The sequence below is a fragment of the Paenibacillus sp. 1001270B_150601_E10 genome (assembly GCF_015558675.1).
Lineage (GTDB): Bacteria > Bacillota > Bacilli > Paenibacillales > Paenibacillaceae > Paenibacillus_B.
On record NZ_JADMOL010000005.1, the window covers coordinates 267,720 to 286,162 of the forward strand.

An 18,443-nucleotide genomic window follows, 5' to 3' on the forward strand; every position below is an offset into this window, starting at 1 on the left:
CGTCATTGCCTCGAAGTGCTTGTTTACGAATTAGGTAACTCTTTTTCTTTCTCCCGTTACATTACCAGAGTCAATAATAAAAATAGTCCATTTGTTAAGCCATGTACCCATACTGCAGGCCAAACAGAATTTGTTCGTTCATACGCCCATGCAAATATGATCCCCCCAAGAAAATTCGCAGGCATCGCGTTATAGGTAGGAATATGGACTATCGTAAAGAGACTCGCACTCAAAAACATTGCCCAACCAATGCCTAATCGGGTTCGCAGCCAGCGATAGATAAAACCGCGATAGAATATCTCTTCATATATAGGCGAGATGATCACTGCTGATGCAAACGCAATGAATACACTGAAGACCGTAACATTCTGCTGAATTGATTCCGTCTTAGAATTTTCAAATGTATTGCCGAGATAGCTGGTAAGGATCATTACGATGGTGCTGCCTATAATCAGCAAGAACGTCCATAACAGAATTCGCCACCAATCCTTCGCAGGAAAGGATCTTAAACCCACTTCACTCCAAGAAAGCTTTTTAGGACGTAGCCCTATGAAATACAATCCCAGCATTAATACTATTGCTATTGTAAGCCCTGTCAATGTTCCTGAATACAGCTCATCTCCAAGCCATTGCGCATATACGGGTTTTACTACAAATTTAATAAATCCGATAACAAATACAAACTCTAGCAACAGCAAAGCTACAAACTCTTTCCATGTCCAATTATCCCTTTGTTTCCAATGCGTTAAGTGATCAGTCATTCCCTTACCCCTTTGTCTCTGTGATATAATTCAAATATATTGGGTGACGCTACGTCACCTGCAAGCATTTTTTTGGAGGAATATCATGAGTCATTGGACAACAGGACAAGTATCCAAACAAAGCAATGTTTCTGTAAGAACACTTCGCTATTATGATCAAATTGGGCTCCTTACACCTAGCTTTAAGGACGAAAGCGGACGCCGTTGCTATTCCGAAGAAAACTTGTTTACTTTGGAAAAGATCACACTTCTAAAATCTCTCATGCTTCCACTCGAAGAGATTCAGAATTTATTGGATAAGCTATCCTACCGAGAAATACTAAAAGCTCACTATAATCATCTTCAAGAACAACTTTCTTCGCTCCAAACTAGCATCTCCAATACGACCTCGCTCATCAACATGTTTGATCTTGAGGGAGAATTATCGTGGAAACGAATTTCACATTTAGTACAGACAGCCAAACATAATTCGAAAAAATGGATTGAATATTTTGAAGATGACGAGAAGGATTTTTTAGAACAAGTGCTTCCTAGTCTTAGTAAAAGCGACCGAATCACCCAAAAATATATTTCACTATTACGGAGAATTGAATGGTGTCAGCAGCATAGCATATTACCTGAATCTGAAGCTGGCTATCAGATTGGTTGTGAGTTGATTGCAGTTTCCAATGATACATTTGATGGAAATGAAGAGTTAATGAATAAGTTTTGGGAAGTAAGAAAAATGCCGTCAGAGACAACTGGACTGTATCCTATAACAGATCAATCACTGGAATTTGCAGAACGTTGTATTATCTATGCAGAGCAATTACTGAATAAAGAAAATGAATGATTGGTTTCTTAACACTATAGATCTGAGTGCTTCCTTCATCCACCAATGATCATTGTTGCATATATCCTCAGCAAACTATGTGGATGTAACAGAAAATGCTGCCGATAATTGATATGCTCCCCTTACGGTAGACAGGTGGAATAATAAAAAATATGGTGCGTCGGAGAAACTCGTTATGTATGGTGAAGTCGAGAGTGGGATAGTAGAATACGAGTTGACATATTGATAGAAGCTTTTGTATTCCAATTCATGATATAAGCTAAAGGAGAACTATAGATGAAATTCACCATTATCCCAGATAAATGGAAATGGACTGGAATTGTAACGATCGGAGGCATATTAATAGGAGCAGGACTTGCAGATTGCTTATTCTCCCTTAACAAACTAGATTTAAATCAGTTAGCCAGAGGATTAACAATATTCAGTGCAGGCCTTACCATTTTAGTCGTAATGGATAACAACAAAACGCAAAAGGACACCAAAATAATTCAACAGGAAACTCAGCTTCGTTTAAAAAGAGTGGAGGATCGGCTAAATGCCATTCATCAATCACAACAAATAACTGAAAATCAACTACAAGAAATAAAAACACTTCTGCATAAATAAATTTATAGAAATCATTATACTCGTCAACTCCCTATATCGCCTTATCCAAACGCAAAAAAGACACCGCTGAGGTGTCTTTTTTCATGGTTTGGTGGAGTCGAACCGTGGATGTACAAATCCACAATTCACCGCTGCGTGTTCCCTGCGTGCGGGGAGTGAACAACTATCCATCTTTTTCCATGATGCCTGTAAGTTGATCAGCAAGTGCCGTCGCGGCGGAATAGCCGGAGCTCCAGGCCCATTGCAGGTTATAGCCACCGCAATCTCCATCCACATCCATCACTTCGCCGGCAAAATAAAGTCCAGGTACTAGCTTTGATTCTAGCGTTCCTTCTCTTAACTCTGTTGTATCGATGCCGCCGGCCGTCGTTTGTGCATTCGTGAAACCATTGGTATCAGTTACGATAAATTCCCAACGCTTTATGAGTTGGCACAAGATTTTCTTCGTTTTCCACGATAAATCCTGACATAGGAGGTTCGGCTCTTGGTCGATCCCCGCCTCTTTTAACAGAATAGGGACCAGCTTCTTGTTAAAGATGCCGATCATGGAAGCTGCAACAGTCCGGTATCCGAACGTCCCCCAATGCGTATCCAGAAAATCGACGACTTCTTCCTCCGTGCGGTCTGGCATCAAATCAAGCGATAAGGTTACTGTTTCTCCTTTTTTGAGCTGATACGCAGCCTTCCGGCTTAGCTGGAGAATCGGTGGGCCGGAGACGCCGTAGTCTGTAAATAGGATTTCCCCATATTCGCTGCGGATAACTTCGCCGTTGACGATGATATGTCCCAATCCCTCGAATTTGACGCCGGACAACTCCTTTAGATTCGGATATTGCAGCTTCAATTGTACGATCCCAGGTACAGGATCGATCAGTGTATGTCCTAGTCGCTGGGCAAGCGTATAGCCAGATCCATCCGTTCCTGTCTTTGGTGCGGTAAGGCCGCCCGTACAGATAAAGAGATAATCACTGGTATACACGACCTCTCCCTCTGCTTCCGTTTGACACAAAATCGTGAATCGCGGATGTCCCTTCGATACGGTAACATCCAATACTTTGGTTTTGAAGTGTATCGGAACATACCGATCCTCTAGCGCAATCCGGAAAACCTCCAATACAGATGCTGCCTGCAGCGACATCGGATACATCCGGCCATTCTCCACGGCGATCAACGGAAGGCCGAGTGTGTTGAAGAAATCGACGGTTTGCCGGACGCCGAATTGCTGCAGCACAGGCAGCGGGAATTCCATTTGATTGCTGTGATATTTAAGCGATAGTGCGACCGCTTCGTCCGTACCCTTCGCCGTGGATTGGTTCGTAATGTTACAGCGACCGTTGCCGGTCGTTAGTACCTTCTTGCCTACCCGGTCGTTGCCTTCAATGATCGCAACATCGACCCCTCGGTCTCGCGCGGTAACGGCGGCCATAAGACCAGAAGCACCTGCACCGATAATGAACAGCTCGTGGTGCATTGTAGATTTCGATTTATACATATGTGTTGAGTTCATTCCTTTTTTAATAGCTTCATTTGAAAATATGTTTCCCTAGCGCCATCGCGGCCGCATAGCCGGAACTCCAGGCCCATTGCAGGTTGTAGCCGCCGAGCTCGCCGTCGACATCCATCACCTCGCCAGCGAAATAGAGCCCAGGCACGAGCTTGGATTCCAAAGTGTCTGCGAAGAGATCTTTTGTAACGATGCCTCCGGCTGTCGCTTGTGCCTTCTCGAAGCTATGGGTATCTGTTACTTTGAATTCCCAACGCTTCAATATTTTATAGAAGATCCCTTTTGTTTTCCACGAGAGATCCTGGCAAAGTAGGTTTGGCTCTTGATCGATTCTCGCCTCTTTCAGCAAGACCGGGATCAGCTTCTTGTGTAAAAAACCGATGAAGGATTCCGCGACCGGCCGGTGGGCGAATGTTCCACAGTTCATCTCCAAGAATTCGATAACCTCCTGCTTCGTGCGGCTCGGCATCAAATCGATGGATAAAGTCACGGAATCCCCTCTCGAGAGATGAACGGCGGCTATCCGGCTGAGTTGAAGAATCGGTGGGCCGGAAAAGCCGTAATCGGCAAAATGAATTTCGCCGGTCTCGCTGCGAACGACCTCGCCATTCACGAGGATGTGGGCTCGTCCCTGGAGCTTGATGCCGGATAGAGCCTTCATATATGGGTATTGCACCTTTAATTGCACTATTGCCGGCACAGGTTCGACCATCGCGTGCCCCATGTTTTGAGCAAGCACATACCCAGTCCCATCCGTTCCCGCATTCTGGCCAGTGAGGCCGCCCGTACATATAAACAGGTATTCGCTGGTATAGACAACCTTCTCGTCTGTCTCGTTGCGGCATGTAATTTTGAATCGCGGATGATCCGTCGATACGGTAACATCCAGCACTTTGTTGTTAAGATATACCGGAACGTTCCGCTCCTCCAAAGCAAGCTCGAAAATATCCAATACGGATGCAGCCTGCAGCGACATCGGATACATTAAGCCCTCTTTCAATTTTGTAAGTGGCAATCCAAGCATATTAAAAAAATCAATGGTTTGACGAATGCCGAATTGCTGCAACACTGGCAACGGAAATTCAGCCTGACTGCTATGGTACTTGCGCGATAAGGACACCACTTCGTCGTCCGTACCCGTCATAGTGGAATCGTTCGTAATATTGCAACGACCGTCACCTGTCATTGAGATTTTTTTCCCAATCCGGTCATTACCTTCTAGAATGGCGGCATCGATACCCAAATCCCGCGCAGTAACGGCGGCCATGAGTCCCGATGCGCCTGCACCGATAATAATCAACTTGTGGTGCAAGAAAGTCTGATAATCGTGCATGGTTTGTCAATGCACCCCTTGTCCAATAAATTTATATATAGGAAATGTGATTTTTTCCGAATGAAACTGCGCTATATATAATTATAGCATAACCGATAGAATTCTCCTGACATCACGCCTCATTACAGTAATACCCCAAATATAAAAAAAACCACAACCTCGTGCGGTTATGGATTCTGCATGGTGGAGGAGAGGGAATTTGACCCCTGTCCGAAGATCACGCCACGCGGCTTTCTACGGGTGTAGCTGCAGTTTTGAATAAGACGACAAAACGAACGCAAAACCATATCCACTTCACCATTATGATAAAAGTCCGCCGTAAGAGAATCTTGGTACTCTTTGGTTTTAACGTTGGTTTTGTCATAAGTCTAAGCAAACCACCTAAAACAACTACTAAATAGCGAAAATCCACAACCTCATGCGGTTGTGGATTTACATGGTGGAGGCGAGGGGAGTCGAACCCCTGTCCGAAGATAACGCAACATAGGCTTCTACGGGTGTAGTCACAGTTTTGATGTCACCCTAGTAGCGCCCCGTCACCGGCTCTACTTTGGGTCAGCCTGATTGTCTTCTTCAGCACACCCCAGGCGGAGATGTGACAGCGTATCCCACTAAAGTTGGGCCCCTATCTCGGCACATGGGCGATGCAGAATAGAAGCTCGCTAACAGGTTATTAAGCTGCTAATGCGAAGTTGTTGTTTTGTTTGCCGTTTAATTGGCTTTAGCGTTGATGAAGCGGACGCGTCCCCACTACCCGCTACCCATGCCCGAACTATCCCCGTCGAATCCATAAACGCCCCCAAAGGTTCGCGAAAAGCGCTCGCCCACTTGGGGAGTCACGTTCCGGATTAAAGGAAAGTACAGACATTGATAGAGTCTTGCCTCTATTCAATTGTCAAAGTTGAATCATTTGCTGCCAGAATCGACTAGCTCCAAAGTGCTAGCATCTAGGATCTTCAGTGCTGCAAGTCAGCTTTTCCACTTACAACAAGCATCCCCTGGCGACAACCTTAGTATAACACACTCGCGAAAAAAGTGTTAATGATGTTGTTGCCAGCTCTTCATAACGTTCCCTTGTCAAGGAATGCTTATACGTTCCATGAGATATGCAGCTTCTTCGAGCGCAACGTCCCACAATCGCATTGTTAAGCTGATCTACACCATGCAGATCTTGTGTAATCACAAGCTGTTTGGATTCTCCCTTAAGAAAAAGAACTACGAGCTCTTACTTCTGGCGCTCACGCAAAGCACGCTGAATTTGGCGCTCTGCATCACGCTTCGCTTCGGTATGGCGCTTGTCATAGTTCTTCTTACCGCGGCCAAGCCCAATGAGCAGCTTCGCATAGCCATTGCGGACATAGATCTTAAGCGGCACAAGCGTATAGCCTTCCTGCTTCGAATGTCCGATCAGCTTATTGATCTGCGCCTTATGCAATAGCAGCTTGCGCGCTCGAGTCGGATCCGTTGGATTATTCCGATTGCCTTGCTCGAATGGGCTGATGTGCATATTATGAATGAACGCCTCGCCATTACGAATCGTCGCAAATGCATCATTAATATTCGCTCTGCCCATGCGCAGAGACTTAATTTCCGTCCCCGTCAACACCATTCCCGCTTCATAAGTGTCCTCGATAAAATAATCATGGGACGCCTTTTTATTCTGAGCCAGCGGCTTATCATTATTCTTTTTGCCCATGATGTACCTCCATGTCTACAGCATCTAAACGACCACAATCTGAACCTGTGAGCATGATTAGATTTAGACCTCTATTGTACCAAAAAGGCGCCCCTTCTCTCAAGTCAATGAATGCAAAGATGACATCGATGGCTTTGGTTTATTCACATATAATGAAGAAATCCAAATAAAGATCTCAAAGATAGGACAAAAATTGTCCGTTTTCTGTTTGATCATCCCTCTCGATAACAATCAAGCACATGCGGTATATTAATACACCATTCTTCCTTTAACACTATCCTAAAATGCGAACATCCTGAATACCGTCCAGCTTCAAGATCGACTCTCCACACTCCGACACCGATGTCATGCTCTCCGCCAGCACTTTTAGCTCGATATGCACAAGCGCAACCGCTTCCAATTCATGAGATTCTTTTACCGGCTTTGTCTCTTCTCGTTCCCATTCCTGTTTCAAATCATCCGTTGGAACGGGAGCTGCTCCTTCAAGCTCGCGCTTCATTCGGGCCATGACTCCCGTCCGTTCCTGACGTACACGAAGACTCCGCACGGTTAGACCGCAAGCTTCCGCCTGCTTCGCAATTTCGGTCATCCAGCCATCACGCTTCACAGCGACAATCTCAATATCGTGCAAGCGATGGGCGACACGATTTTTGATATCATATTTGTTCAATAGCCACAGCGCCACAATCGACATTCCACAGCCAAATAGGGCTGCTGAATAGAAGCCAGAGCCACAGGCTAGCCCGATTGCAGCTGATACCCAAAGCGACGCGGCAGTTGTTAAGCCCTTGACGCTCATCCCGTTGCGAATGATCGTACCTGCACCAAGGAAACCCACGCCGCTTACTACTTGTGCCGCGATTCTCGCGACATCAACATTAGCCTGACCATCTGGCTTCAGCACAGGGAAGCCATATACGGAAATAAGCATTACAAGTGCCGATCCAAGACTAACAAGCATATGAGTACGGAGACCTGCTGCCTGACTGCGCTTTTCCCGCTCCAGTCCAATACAGCCGCCCAATATAACCGCCAGCGCCATTCGCACAAGCACATGCCAAACTGAAATATCACCTGGTGTCATGCTATCATCTTCTCTCTACCTTGTTTTCGCCCTACTTCTAATATAACACTTTATACATATTATGACGCTATTGGTTTCATCATGCCTTACCGGAGTAAACCAAAAAACCACCTTATCGCAAGGTGGCTTCTGTACCTTTCATTGTGTCCGATCGCAACAAAAATAATGAGACAACATTCGAGAACGCTCAGCACGTCCTGCAAAAATGAAAAAGACGGCCCCAACCAAACAGAACCGTCTTTCCCTTATATAACCGTTAGGCTACCGTTTCTTCTTGCGAACAAACTTCGCCGTACTATTGTTGGATTTGCCCTTCTTAGCTGGGCTGCTTCCTGACTTCTGACGGGATTTGGCAGCACCTTCACCGATAAAGATGCCGCTCTCGGACGTGCTCTTGCGACCACGCTTGCCTCCACCGGATTTGTTCTTTCCACTGCCTCTAACTCCGCCATCATATCCACGGCCATAGCCGCTTCCACCTCTGCGTTCATGTCCGCCACCATGCTCGGATGAACGTCCATAACCACCGCGCCCAGAGCCGAAGTCAAAGCTTCCGCCGCCGGACTCCTCACGCTCCGCTTGTTCAATCAAGCGGTCGACCCAATTCGCGTCATCATTATGCGCGTTGCTGCTTCTGCCGTTTTCATGACCACCGCCGAAGTTGATGCCGTTCTTGCCCTTCTTTGGACGCTCCCGGCGAGCCTCTTGGCGATCTCGATACTGACGAGAACGGTATTCGCCACGGTTAACCCATTCGCCATCAGATGATTCCTGTGATCCACTGTCCGCTTCATTTCGGCGATCCATATTCACTGACTCATCGTTAGCACGGCTTTGATAACCAGGGCGGCCAAAGCCTCCGGATTGCTGCCCCTTCTTCCATGGCCGGCTTTGATCGCGTCCGACCGTTTGAGCGCCGTGCTGTCCTCGAGATCCACGGGAATCATCTCGGCCGGAAGCGCCACGCGCTCCGCGACTATCTCCTCCGCGGCTGCCTCGTCCATTTCTTCCGCCGCGGTCGACTTCTCCACGTGAAGCCCGCTCCTTATGGCGGCGCTTCTTCAGCTCATAGCCGGACAACTTATCGCCAAGCGTGCCATGACGCGGCGCGCTGTCCACCATTTCAAAATCAATCGTATGATCATCCATGTTGACGCGTGCCACGCGAATCTTGACCTCGTCACCAATGCGATGAATATTGGCTGTACGTTCGCCTATCAGCTGCATATGCTGCTCGTCAAAATGATAATAGTCGTCCGCCATATCGCTCAAGCGAATCAAGCCTTCTACCGTATTATCCAGCTCAATAAACATACCAAAGCTCGTTACGCTGCTAATGATACCGTCGAACTCTTCTCCGACTTTATCAAGCATGTACTCTGCCTTTTTCAGCTGTTCCGTATCACGCTCTGCATCTACAGCGACACGCTCGCGTTCTGAGGACTGCTGCGCAATCTCAGGCATGCGTGTCTTCAAGAGCTCAAATCTCTTCTCTGACAGCGAGCCGCCATGGTCGATGACTTCCCGGATGACACGGTGAATCACCAAGTCAGGATAACGGCGAATCGGAGACGTGAAGTGCGTGTAATACTCTGCCGCAAGACCAAAGTGGCCTGTGCTTTCCGCATCATACTTCGCTTGTCTCATCGAGCGAAGCATCATCGTACTGATGACCGTTTGCTCACGCGTGCCTTCAATCTCCTCTAAGAGTGTTTGCAGCGAGCGCGGATGCACCGAGTTGCCTCTGCCGCGAACCACATAACCGAAGTTCGCTACAAAGCTCATAAAGTGCAGCAGCTTCTCGCTATCCGGATCTTCATGAATCCGATACAGGAACGGTACGCGCAGCCAGTGGAAATGCTCTGCCACCGTCTCGTTCGCCGCAAGCATGAACTCCTCAATCATCTGCTCTGCAATAGAGCGCTCACGCTTGATAATATCCGTCGGCTTGCCATCCTGATCCACGATGACCTTTGCTTCCTCAAAGTCAAAATCAATCGCGCCGCGCTGCATCCGCTTCTTGCGAAGCTTCAGCGCCAGCTCCTTCATCAGCTTGAAGCTGTCGACCATGTAGGCATAGCGAGCAGATACCTCTGGATCCTCATCTTCCACGATCTTGCGCACATTCGTATACGTCATCCGTTCAACGGTGCGTATCACGCTTGGGAACACCTCGTGCTTCACCAGCTTCGCCTTTTCATCAAACTCCATCTCACAGGACAGCGTTAGGCGATCCACGCGTGGATTAAGCGAGCAAATGCCGTTCGATAAACGATGCGGCAGCATTGGAATGACGCGGTCTACGAGATAGACGCTGCATCCTCGTGCATAGGCCTCGCGGTCTAACATAGAGCCTTCCTTCACGTAATAACCGACATCCGCAATATGGACACCAAGCTTATAGTTGCCGTTAGGAAGACGCTCCACATACACGGCATCATCCAGATCCTTCGCATCCTCGCCATCGATTGTTACGATGTTGAGTCCGCGCAGGTCGCGTCGCTTCTGGCTAATAATTTCTTCCTCGCTGATCACGTCCGGAACGCTCTCAGCCTCTTCCATCACTTCATCCGGGAAGGCTTCCGGCAGCTTATGCTTGCGAATAATGGACAGGATATCCACACCTGGATCATCCTTATGACCAAGTATTTCGATAATCTCACCCTCAGCCGCGGCTCGGCCTTCCGGGTAATTCACGATCCTTGCAACGACTTTTTGACCAGTCACTGCGCCATGAAATGCGCCCTTTGGAATAAACACATCTCGGTTAATGCGGCGATCGTCCGGCATTACAAAGCCGTAAGATTCCAAGTTCTCAAATACGCCGACCACTTGCTCAACCGCTCGCTTCACCACGCGAACGACTTCACCTTCCATGCGCGATCCGCCCTGCGCCTTGCTCGTAACCCTTGCAAGCACAATATCTCCATTCATCGCGGTATGAAGATCATTCGCGTGAATGTACACGTCCGGATGATCCGCCTCATCCGGAATCAAAAATGCAAAGCCCTTGGCATGCGCCTGCAAACGGCCCCTTAACAGGTTCATTCGTTCAGGAACCCCGTAACGATCCTTGCGCGTGCAGATAATGTATCCGCTGCTTTCCAAAGACGAGAGAGCCTCTCGGATCTCCTCTGGTGTGCTCTGATGTCTAAAATGATCCGCCAGTTCCTCGAAGGTCATTGGTTTATAGGCCAGCTCTCGCATGAAGCTTAATATGTCTTGATCTGCTATCATTCGTTCACCTCTCAATTGCCTGAGACCCCTTGTGCAAAGTTATCCATATATACCCTAGTATACACGATTTCCAATCATCACATCCGTCGGCACAGGCCTATCTTCATTTGATCTATGTCTGATTACTGTCTCCGAGATCTTCTGCATCCCGCTATGTATCCTTTTCTTACCGCAGATACGTGAAAGACCTGTCCCAGCGACAGGTCTATATACAAATAAACTCCCTCGCCAAGATAGCAAGGGAGCTGTTCGTTTTATTTCAAGAAATACGCTACGATCAACGATAATACGAAGAAACATGTTGCAAATCCGATGGTTGCACGCTGCAGGACCAAATCCATCCCGCGTGCCTTTTGCTTTCCGAATAAATGTTCCGCACCGCCGGAGATGGCGCCTGATAAACCAGCACTCTTTCCTTTTTGCAGGAGTACAACGGTAATCAAGCCGATCGCACTAATTACGAGCAGTATTGTCAAAAAAACGTCCACGGTTCCACCTCCTAATGGTTACATAAACGATTATTCAAAAAGAGAAATATCTAAAAAACAGCATTCTCATTATAGCACAACCCTTATTAAGACACAAGTGCGGCTATCTGATGAATAAATCATAGGGGCATCCTGCAGAATATTTCGATTCTAGATGGATGTGATCGTCGATGCACTTCTTCTATTTGGAAGGATAATGCTTATGTCTTAAGTTTCAGTCTGAGGAGCTCACTCTGCAAGTCCTTATAAGATGAATCTAGTATCCTGTTCAAATTAAAAAGGGCTTTACCGCAATGAACGGTAACGCCCTTTATGCTATATTCATATTGAAATAAATACGAAATGCTAGAGTGAGGTGAAGTTTATTCCTCTTCTCCATGCTCTACAAGACGAAGTGCATTGTGGCGCAATGGTCCCACATACTCATTCAATGGGAAGGAGAAGCGAATTGCCTCTGTAATAAAGCGTTTTGCCGTACGAATGCTTTGCTTCACCTCATAGCCCTTGGCCAGTTCAGCCGCAATCGCTGCTGAGTACGTGCAGCCCGCTCCATGTGTATACGTCGTTTGAATAAGATCTGCTTCCAGAATCTCGAAGTCCTGACCGTCATACAACACGTCGATAGAAGTCGGCAGGCCGATCTTGGAGCCTCCCTTCACCAGCACGTAGCGTGCGCCCTTCTCTTGAATCTTCACTGCTGCCTGCTTCATATCATCAAGTGTTCGAATAGGTGCCGTACCTGCAAGCTGAGAAGCCTCGAACAGATTCGGCGTAACCACCGTTGCCTTAGGCACCAAAATATCGCGCAGTGCCTCGTTAAGCTCAGGATGAAGCGCCTCATCCGCTCCCTTGCACACCATTACCGGGTCCACCACCACATTCGGAATGTTGTGGTTCTCAATGGTGCGTCGTGCAAGCTCAATCATCTCAACGGATCCGAGCATCCCTGTCTTCATGCCTTGGATACCGATCGATAGGATCGTCTTCAACTGCTCTTCTACCGTAGAGATCTCTATTGGGAAGACGCCATGCGCCCAACCATGGTCCGGATCCATCGTCACGACCGTCGTAAGGGCTGTCATCCCATACACGCCGCGTTCCTGGAATGTCTTAAGGTCAGCCTGAATGCCAGCACCGCCGCTCGAATCCGAGCCTGCGAGCGTAAGAACTTTTTGAATTGGTTTCATCACTCGTAACCCCTTTGTAAGATACAATGTCTAATCTACGTTTACTTAACGTTTACTTCTAAAGAAAATTATAGTCCTTACAAAGGGAATCTCAAGTTATTTTTGGACAACCGTTACATTTCCTGTCTCTGTGCGCACCTTGATGCGAAGCGCTCCGCCGCCATCCATATCTGGCAGGGACACATTCCCTAGCGTGGAATGAGCCGTTACTCGGCCGTCGAAGCCATTAGCAGCTTTAACTACGATGTTGCCAAGCGTAACCTTAGCATCTACCGAATGCGGAGTCTCCTGCTCTACAACAAGATCTCCCGTTGTCACAGAAGCCTCAACATCCTGCTTCGTATCAATCAGCTTCACTTTGCCAAGCGCACTGCTGACATCTAGTCTTGCATCCAGCTTCACAGCCTGAATATCGCCCGCATCAGAATGCAGCTCCGCGAACTCGCCCTGCACATTTTTGACAACGATCTGTCCCAGGTTGTTAACAGCTTTTAGCTGCTTCACCTGGAGCCCATCAATGCTTAAGTCACCAGCTGCTACTCGGGAATCCAACTGCTCCAATACGAAGCCAGCAGGTGCATGGATAATCACGTTGTGCTCGTAATTCTGTCCACCTAAGTCTAAGAGTGGAGTATCCTTCCACTTGCGATTGACAGAGAAGTCCAAGCTTAATGTTCCATTATGATCGATCTCTGCTTGGCTAATCGTATCAATCACCGATTGTGGAGCTTTCCCGTTCCATTCCACACGGTTCTGTCCGTCCGCTATCCACTCAATCTTCACCTTGCCTACATCCGCTTTCACTTGCAGCTTCTTAAGCTCTACAAATGATGTCTCATGATTATAGTCCTTGCCTTCACCAGAAGTGGAAGAACCCGCGGAACCTGCCTGATCACCATTCGACGAGGAGTCACCGGATGAATTTGCGGCTCCGGCAGCAAAGCCTACGCTTTTCTCGTATGTCGGATGGGAGGGATTGACGATATTATCAATGCCGAACATAAAGAGTCCTAGGCCGCCAAGCACAATAGCCACCAAAGCAACCATATTCAGAATCAATCGATTCATGCCGCTCTCTCCTTTCGAATGTTGAATACCCAGCGCATATAACCGCCGGACAGTTTGCTGTAGCCTTTAATTAACGGCCATACCAATTGGATCAAGAAGATCCCTACTCCGAACATTATCAGAACCGCGCTTAGGTCAATTCCGTGGAAGGTGCCTCCCATGTACAGCTTAGTAACGAGAAGCGCCGGACTGAGAATAAGAATTAACGCGACTGCGCCAAGACTTAAGAACACTCCCCAGAAGGCGATAAGCAAAGGCACCATAACGAGACTCACGAAAAAGACGCCAATCGCACCGCCCGCTGACCGCTTCTTTTTTATAGGCTTCTGCTGCTGAGCTGCTGGATCCTGCCCCTGGAATCCATATGCAGATGCGTTCGGATCTTGCGCACCATATGGAGATGGATGCTTCCCTGGCATTCCGTATGCTGATGGATGCTCTCTAGGCGATCCATTTGCTGATGGGTGCTGCCCAGATGATCCATAGAAGGAAGTTGGAGCATCCATACGTCCCTGTCTAAAGGCTTCGCCATACATCGCTTCAGGCAATGGCTCATCTGAAGGGGGGGACGAAGGGAGATCTTCAGGCTCCGCGATCGTCTCATCTTTAGGTTCTTGACGCGGCTCTCTCGACGGTACCCGCATATATTCACTGATCGGAATCGGCGCCGACTTTCTTGGCGGGAGACTCGATTCTTTGTCTTCTTTCTGAAAAGATGGTGCGGTTCCATGCTCTACAGGCGCCTCTACCTGAAATGGCGGAATATCCGTCAGCGTCTCTGGCTTTCTCTCTCTTTGATCTTGAATGATTTCCGCAGCAAGCTCCTCGGGTACCCCAAGCTCTTTTGCAATCTCCTCTTCCGATCTGCCCTGCTGCTTGCTGAACTCAAAGTGTGCGTCGTATTCCTCTACAATCTCCATTCGCTCCTTTTCTGACAATGGCAGAAGCGCAGCCTCGAGCTTTAATAGAAACAGCTCCTTATGCATCTCTCTCACCCCGTTCGGTTTCTTCCATTAGGTTCTGTACCCCTGTAACAAATCGATTCCATTCGGTGACAAGCTCGTTCATATAAGCTTTGCCCTCAGGCGTCAGCTTATAGTATTTGCGAGGCGGACCTTCTGTTGATTCCTGCAAATACGTTGTACAATGGCCATCCGCCACCATCCGTCTTAGAACCGGATAAAGCGCGCCTTCTGCAACTTCAATATGCTTGGATATTTGTTGAGCAAGCTCGAAGCCGTACTGATCCCGCTCATTAATGAGCACCATCACACATAAACCGAGCACGCCTTTTTTAAATTGGATAATTTCCTTCAACCCTCTCACCCCTCTTGAACTGCAAATGCTGCGATATATGGCGACGCACCAGTTGTACGTGACATTCAGTATTGTATATTGAATAGTACCTTGATTTTCAGTATAGATCGGCCTGATATGCATCGCAAGGGCTCCACGGCAAAACTAGTCTTAAGTCCAGCGGTGTACCCGTCTTGCGAAGTGTGAATTTACTCACTTGTAAGCGCACACATTATCTATCTCCATTTGATATGTATATCATCTGAAAAAGCTATCATCATTTACGCTTTTAGGAGGCTACATCTGGCGAAATGTAAAGTATAATAAAGACGTTTCCAGTATTTATGAAACCATTAATAATAGACGACAGGTAATGTGGATGGGTCAATGAGAGGCAAAGTCATGTTCCTAACAACAGGATTGAACCCACGAGGAGGTTATGATTCATGTCGGTTGGAATATCAAGCCGAGGTACAGCCTGGGAGCAATATTATGGCCCAAACCTTGGATACATTCAAGAGCAGTATGAGCAGTATTTGAAAAATCCAGATGCCGTCGATGCGCAGTACAGAGAATGGTTCGAGCAGTACGGACCGCCTCCGCTCGAAGCTCCGACTGCAACACCTGCAAGCGCTGTCAATCCTTTGATCGCTCCAGAGCGCCCCGCTCTCGCCATCGGTCAGGAACAATTGATGCAAGCTGTGAATGCAGCGAAGCTCGCAGACCATATTCGCTACTTTGGACATTTGGCTGCAGATATCGATCCGATCGGAATCGATGCCAAGCCGCTCCAATCCAGCTTCGAGCCTGAAGCCTATGGGCTAACGAAGGAGCAGTTGACTGCACTTCCGGCTAACCTGATCTGGAGCGAGCCGCCGATCGGCGTTCATTCCGCTTGGGATGCGATTGAGCAGCTGAAGAAGTCATATACACGCACGATCGCTTATGACTTCGGCCACGTACATGACAAGAACGAGAGTGTATGGCTGAAGAAGCAAGCAGAGGCGGAGCCTGCTCCTCTCTCCGATGACGAGAAGAAGAAGCTCTTGAAGCGCCTCATTCAAGTTGACCTGTTCGAGAAGTTCCTTCATAAGACCTTTGCTGGTCAGAAGCGCTTCTCCATTGAAGGCAATGATGCTCTCGTTCCGATGCTCGATGAGCTGATTGTCGCTTTCGCCAAGGACGGCGTCAAGAATATTCTGATGGGCATGGCTCACCGTGGCCGTCTCAATGTTCTCGCCCACGTGCTTGGCAAGCCATATAGTGCCATTTTCTCTGAATTCCATCACTCGCCGAATAAGGATCTTGTTCCTTCCGAAGGCTCGACTGGCATCAACTTCGGCTGGACCGGCGACGTGAAATACCATATGGGTGCTGACCTTGAATTTGAAAGAGATCAGCTCCGCACGAAGATTACGCTCGCTAACAATCCGAGCCATCTGGAGTACGTAAACGCAGTCGTAGAAGGATTCGCACGCGCTGCTCAGGACGATCGCTCTGTTACCGGATATCCGACACAGGATACAAGCCGGGCGGCGGCAATTCTGATGCATGGAGACGCTGCCTTCCCTGGGGAGGGGATCGTGGCAGAAACCTTGAACTTCGCGAAGCTGAACGGTTATCAGAACGGCGGATCGCTGCACATCATCGTGAACAACCGCATTGGCTTCACGACAGACAGCTCCGACTCTCGTTCGACCCTTTATGCTTCCGATGTTGCGAAAGGCTACGAGATTCCGATCGTACACGTTAATGCGGATGACCCAGAGGCTTGTATCGCAGCCGTACGGATGGCTTTTGAATATCGTGAGACGTTCAAGAAGGACTTCCTGATCGACCTGATCGGCTACCGCCGCCATGGTCACAACGAGATGGATGATCCGAACGCAACGCAGCCGATTGTCTACAACAAAGTAAACAGCCACCCTGTTCCTTATCAGGTGTATGCGAACCGCCTGAAGCAGCAAGCGGTAATCACAGATGAAGAGCTTAAGCAGATGAAGGATGATGTTGAAGCTGAGCTTCAACAAGCTTATGAGAAAATGCGTGAGCGTACAGAATCCGACTATCCGCTTCATACAAGCAGACTTCCTCGCGCCAATGATCCGGTTCCAGCAAATACTGGAGTATCCGTGGAACTGCTGCAAGAGCTCAATCAGGCTCTGATCGATTATCCAGCGTCCTTCAAGCCATACTCGAAGCTTGAACGAATCATGAAGCGTCGCGCAGATGCGATGAAGGACGAGAATAAGGTCGACTGGTCGCTTGCAGAAGCGCTTGCCTTAGCAACGATTCTGGCTGACGGTCAGCCTATTCGCATGAGCGGCCAGGATGTACAGCGCGGCACGTTCGCGCATCGCCACCTGATGATGCATGATCCGAACAATGGCAATACGTATTGCCCATTGCATCATATCCCGCAGGTGAAGGCATCCTTCGATATTCATAACAGCCCGCTCACTGAAGCTGCCGTGCTCGGCTTCGAATACGGGTACAACGTGTTCTCCCCAGAGACCTTTGTTATCTGGGAAGCACAGTTCGGAGACTTTGCCAACGTCGCACAGGTCATCTTCGACCAATTTATCGCATCTGGCCAAGCAAAGTGGCATCAGTACTCCAATCTGACGATGCTCTTGCCGCATGGCTATGAAGGTCAAGGCCCTGAGCACTCCAGTGCAAGACTTGAGCGTTACCTTCAGCTCTCTGCGAACGGCAACTGGACGGTAGCCAACCTGACTAGTGCAGCACAGTATTTCCACCTACTGCGCCGTCAGGCCGCAATTGGCGGAACGTTGGAGGCGCGGCCGCTTGTCGTGATGTCACCGAAGAGCTTGCTGCGCAATACACGCAGTGCTTCCTCTTTATCGGAGTTTACTGAAGGCACCTTCTCCCCGATCCTTGAGGAGCCACTGCTGGGCAGCAAGCCTGGCAAGGTACAGCGCTTGATCCTTTGCTCCGGCAAGATCGCCTTGGATCTCGAAGCTGAACTTGAGAATCATCAGGATCAAGATTGGAGCTGGCTGCACATTGTCCGTGTAGAACAACTCTATCCATTCCCTCAAGAGCAGATTGCTGAGGTTATGGGTCGAATGAAGTCTCTTAAAGAAGTGATGTGGGTACAGGAAGAGCCGCAGAATATGGGGGCATGGTCCTTTATGGAGCCTCGTATCCGAGCAATCCTGCCTAAAAATACGTCCCTTAGCTATGTGGGAAGAGGCGAGCGTTCCTCCCCATCCAGCGGTTACGCAGATGTGCATAGTCATGAACAGCGTCAGATTATTCAGACATCCCTTAAGCTTTCATAATAAAGAACGGCAGCCTACCATCTTCCAGCTTCAACCATAAGGAGGT

General features: G+C 48.3%; 14 protein-coding genes and 1 other RNA gene. 3 read left to right on the plus strand and 12 right to left on the minus strand.

The genetic code is table 11. The features are described 5' to 3' along the window. Positions 1-56: 56 nt before the first annotated feature. Positions 57-761, minus strand: a complete 705-nt coding sequence (locus I2H74_RS14340) for a CPBP family intramembrane glutamic endopeptidase (protein WP_195574758.1) — start codon at positions 759-761, stop codon at positions 57-59. A gap of 85 nt (positions 762-846) precedes the next feature. On the opposite strand from I2H74_RS14340, the gene I2H74_RS14345 reads away from it, so the two are divergent. Continuing rightward, complete coding sequence (locus I2H74_RS14345; RefSeq protein WP_195574760.1) at positions 847-1,593, plus strand: MerR family transcriptional regulator; 747 nt, start codon at positions 847-849, stop codon at positions 1,591-1,593. 276 nt (positions 1,594-1,869) lie between these two features. Next, a complete protein-coding gene (locus I2H74_RS14350; RefSeq protein ID WP_195574761.1) occupies positions 1,870-2,199 on the plus strand; it encodes a hypothetical protein in 330 nt (109 codons plus the stop codon). Positions 2,200-2,362: 163 nt separating this feature from the next. Here I2H74_RS14350 and I2H74_RS14355 read toward each other — a convergent pair whose 3' ends face one another. From I2H74_RS14355 to I2H74_RS14405, 11 genes are all read right to left on the minus strand, one after another. Further along, positions 2,363-3,691 carry an NAD(P)/FAD-dependent oxidoreductase gene (locus tag I2H74_RS14355; RefSeq protein WP_195574763.1) on the minus strand — a complete coding sequence of 443 codons (1,329 nt, stop codon included), beginning with the start codon at positions 3,689-3,691 and terminating at the stop codon, positions 2,363-2,365. Between the two features lie 31 nt (positions 3,692-3,722). Beyond that, positions 3,723-5,036, minus strand: a complete 1,314-nt coding sequence (locus tag I2H74_RS14360; RefSeq protein ID WP_195574765.1) for an NAD(P)/FAD-dependent oxidoreductase — start codon at positions 5,034-5,036, stop codon at positions 3,723-3,725. A gap of 437 nt (positions 5,037-5,473) precedes the next feature. After that, positions 5,474-5,837, minus strand: a transfer-messenger RNA (tmRNA) gene (ssrA, locus tag I2H74_RS14365). A 424-nt stretch (positions 5,838-6,261) separates the two neighbouring features. Then, positions 6,262-6,732: an SsrA-binding protein SmpB gene (smpB, locus tag I2H74_RS14370; protein ID WP_195574766.1), complete on the minus strand. Its 471-nt coding sequence runs from the start codon at positions 6,730-6,732 to the stop codon at positions 6,262-6,264. Positions 6,733-7,006: 274 nt separating this feature from the next. After that, positions 7,007-7,816 (minus strand): MgtC/SapB family protein, encoded by an 810-nt coding sequence (locus tag I2H74_RS14375; RefSeq protein ID WP_195574768.1) that lies wholly within the window; start codon positions 7,814-7,816, stop codon positions 7,007-7,009. A gap of 261 nt (positions 7,817-8,077) precedes the next feature. Further along, positions 8,078-11,053, minus strand: a complete 2,976-nt coding sequence (gene rnr / locus I2H74_RS14380) for a ribonuclease R (protein ID WP_195574770.1) — start codon at positions 11,051-11,053, stop codon at positions 8,078-8,080. A 254-nt stretch (positions 11,054-11,307) separates the two neighbouring features. Further along, on the minus strand, positions 11,308-11,541 hold the full coding sequence (gene secG, locus I2H74_RS14385) for a preprotein translocase subunit SecG (protein WP_195574772.1): 234 nt from the start codon (positions 11,539-11,541) through the stop codon (positions 11,308-11,310). Between the two features lie 362 nt (positions 11,542-11,903). Next, a complete protein-coding gene (gene pdxK, locus I2H74_RS14390) occupies positions 11,904-12,728 on the minus strand; it encodes a pyridoxine/pyridoxal/pyridoxamine kinase (protein WP_195574774.1) in 825 nt (274 codons plus the stop codon). Between the two features lie 96 nt (positions 12,729-12,824). After that, entirely contained in the window at positions 12,825-13,796 is a 972-nt protein-coding gene (locus I2H74_RS14395) for a DUF4097 family beta strand repeat-containing protein (protein ID WP_195574776.1), read from the minus strand. Beyond that, a complete protein-coding gene (locus tag I2H74_RS14400; RefSeq protein ID WP_229106676.1) occupies positions 13,793-14,782 on the minus strand; it encodes an HAAS signaling domain-containing protein in 990 nt (329 codons plus the stop codon). Before I2H74_RS14400 ends, I2H74_RS14395 begins: the two co-directional genes overlap by 4 nt. Continuing rightward, entirely contained in the window at positions 14,775-15,113 is a 339-nt protein-coding gene (locus I2H74_RS14405) for a PadR family transcriptional regulator (RefSeq protein ID WP_195574781.1), read from the minus strand. Before I2H74_RS14405 ends, I2H74_RS14400 begins: the two co-directional genes overlap by 8 nt. A 425-nt stretch (positions 15,114-15,538) precedes the next feature. Here I2H74_RS14405 and I2H74_RS14410 point away from each other — a divergent pair, with 425 nt between their 5' ends. Continuing rightward, positions 15,539-18,397, plus strand: coding sequence for a 2-oxoglutarate dehydrogenase E1 component (locus tag I2H74_RS14410; RefSeq protein ID WP_195574783.1), 2,859 nt, complete (start codon positions 15,539-15,541; stop codon positions 18,395-18,397). The last annotated feature ends 46 nt before the right edge of the window (positions 18,398-18,443 follow it).

What these genes read in the sequence shown, in the direction of transcription:
- I2H74_RS14340 (WP_195574758.1), bottom strand. Translation starts at nt 761, where the DNA reads ATGACTGATCACTTAACGCATTGGAAACAAAGGGATAATTGGACATGG.
- I2H74_RS14345 (WP_195574760.1), top strand. Translation starts at nt 847, where the DNA reads ATGAGTCATTGGACAACAGGACAAGTATCCAAACAAAGCAATGTTTCT.
- I2H74_RS14350 (WP_195574761.1), top strand. Translation starts at nt 1,870, where the DNA reads ATGAAATTCACCATTATCCCAGATAAATGGAAATGGACTGGAATTGTA.
- I2H74_RS14355 (WP_195574763.1), bottom strand. Translation starts at nt 3,691, where the DNA reads ATGTATAAATCGAAATCTACAATGCACCACGAGCTGTTCATTATCGGT.
- I2H74_RS14360 (WP_195574765.1), bottom strand. Translation starts at nt 5,036, where the DNA reads ATGCACGATTATCAGACTTTCTTGCACCACAAGTTGATTATTATCGGT.
- smpB (WP_195574766.1), bottom strand. Translation starts at nt 6,732, where the DNA reads ATGGGCAAAAAGAATAATGATAAGCCGCTGGCTCAGAATAAAAAGGCG.
- I2H74_RS14375 (WP_195574768.1), bottom strand. Translation starts at nt 7,816, where the DNA reads ATGACACCAGGTGATATTTCAGTTTGGCATGTGCTTGTGCGAATGGCG.
- rnr (WP_195574770.1), bottom strand. Translation starts at nt 11,053, where the DNA reads ATGATAGCAGATCAAGACATATTAAGCTTCATGCGAGAGCTGGCCTAT.
- pdxK (WP_195574774.1), bottom strand. Translation starts at nt 12,728, where the DNA reads ATGAAACCAATTCAAAAAGTTCTTACGCTCGCAGGCTCGGATTCGAGC.
- I2H74_RS14395 (WP_195574776.1), bottom strand. Translation starts at nt 13,796, where the DNA reads ATGAATCGATTGATTCTGAATATGGTTGCTTTGGTGGCTATTGTGCTT.
- I2H74_RS14400 (WP_229106676.1), bottom strand. Translation starts at nt 14,782, where the DNA reads ATGCATAAGGAGCTGTTTCTATTAAAGCTCGAGGCTGCGCTTCTGCCA.
- I2H74_RS14410 (WP_195574783.1), top strand. Translation starts at nt 15,539, where the DNA reads ATGTCGGTTGGAATATCAAGCCGAGGTACAGCCTGGGAGCAATATTAT.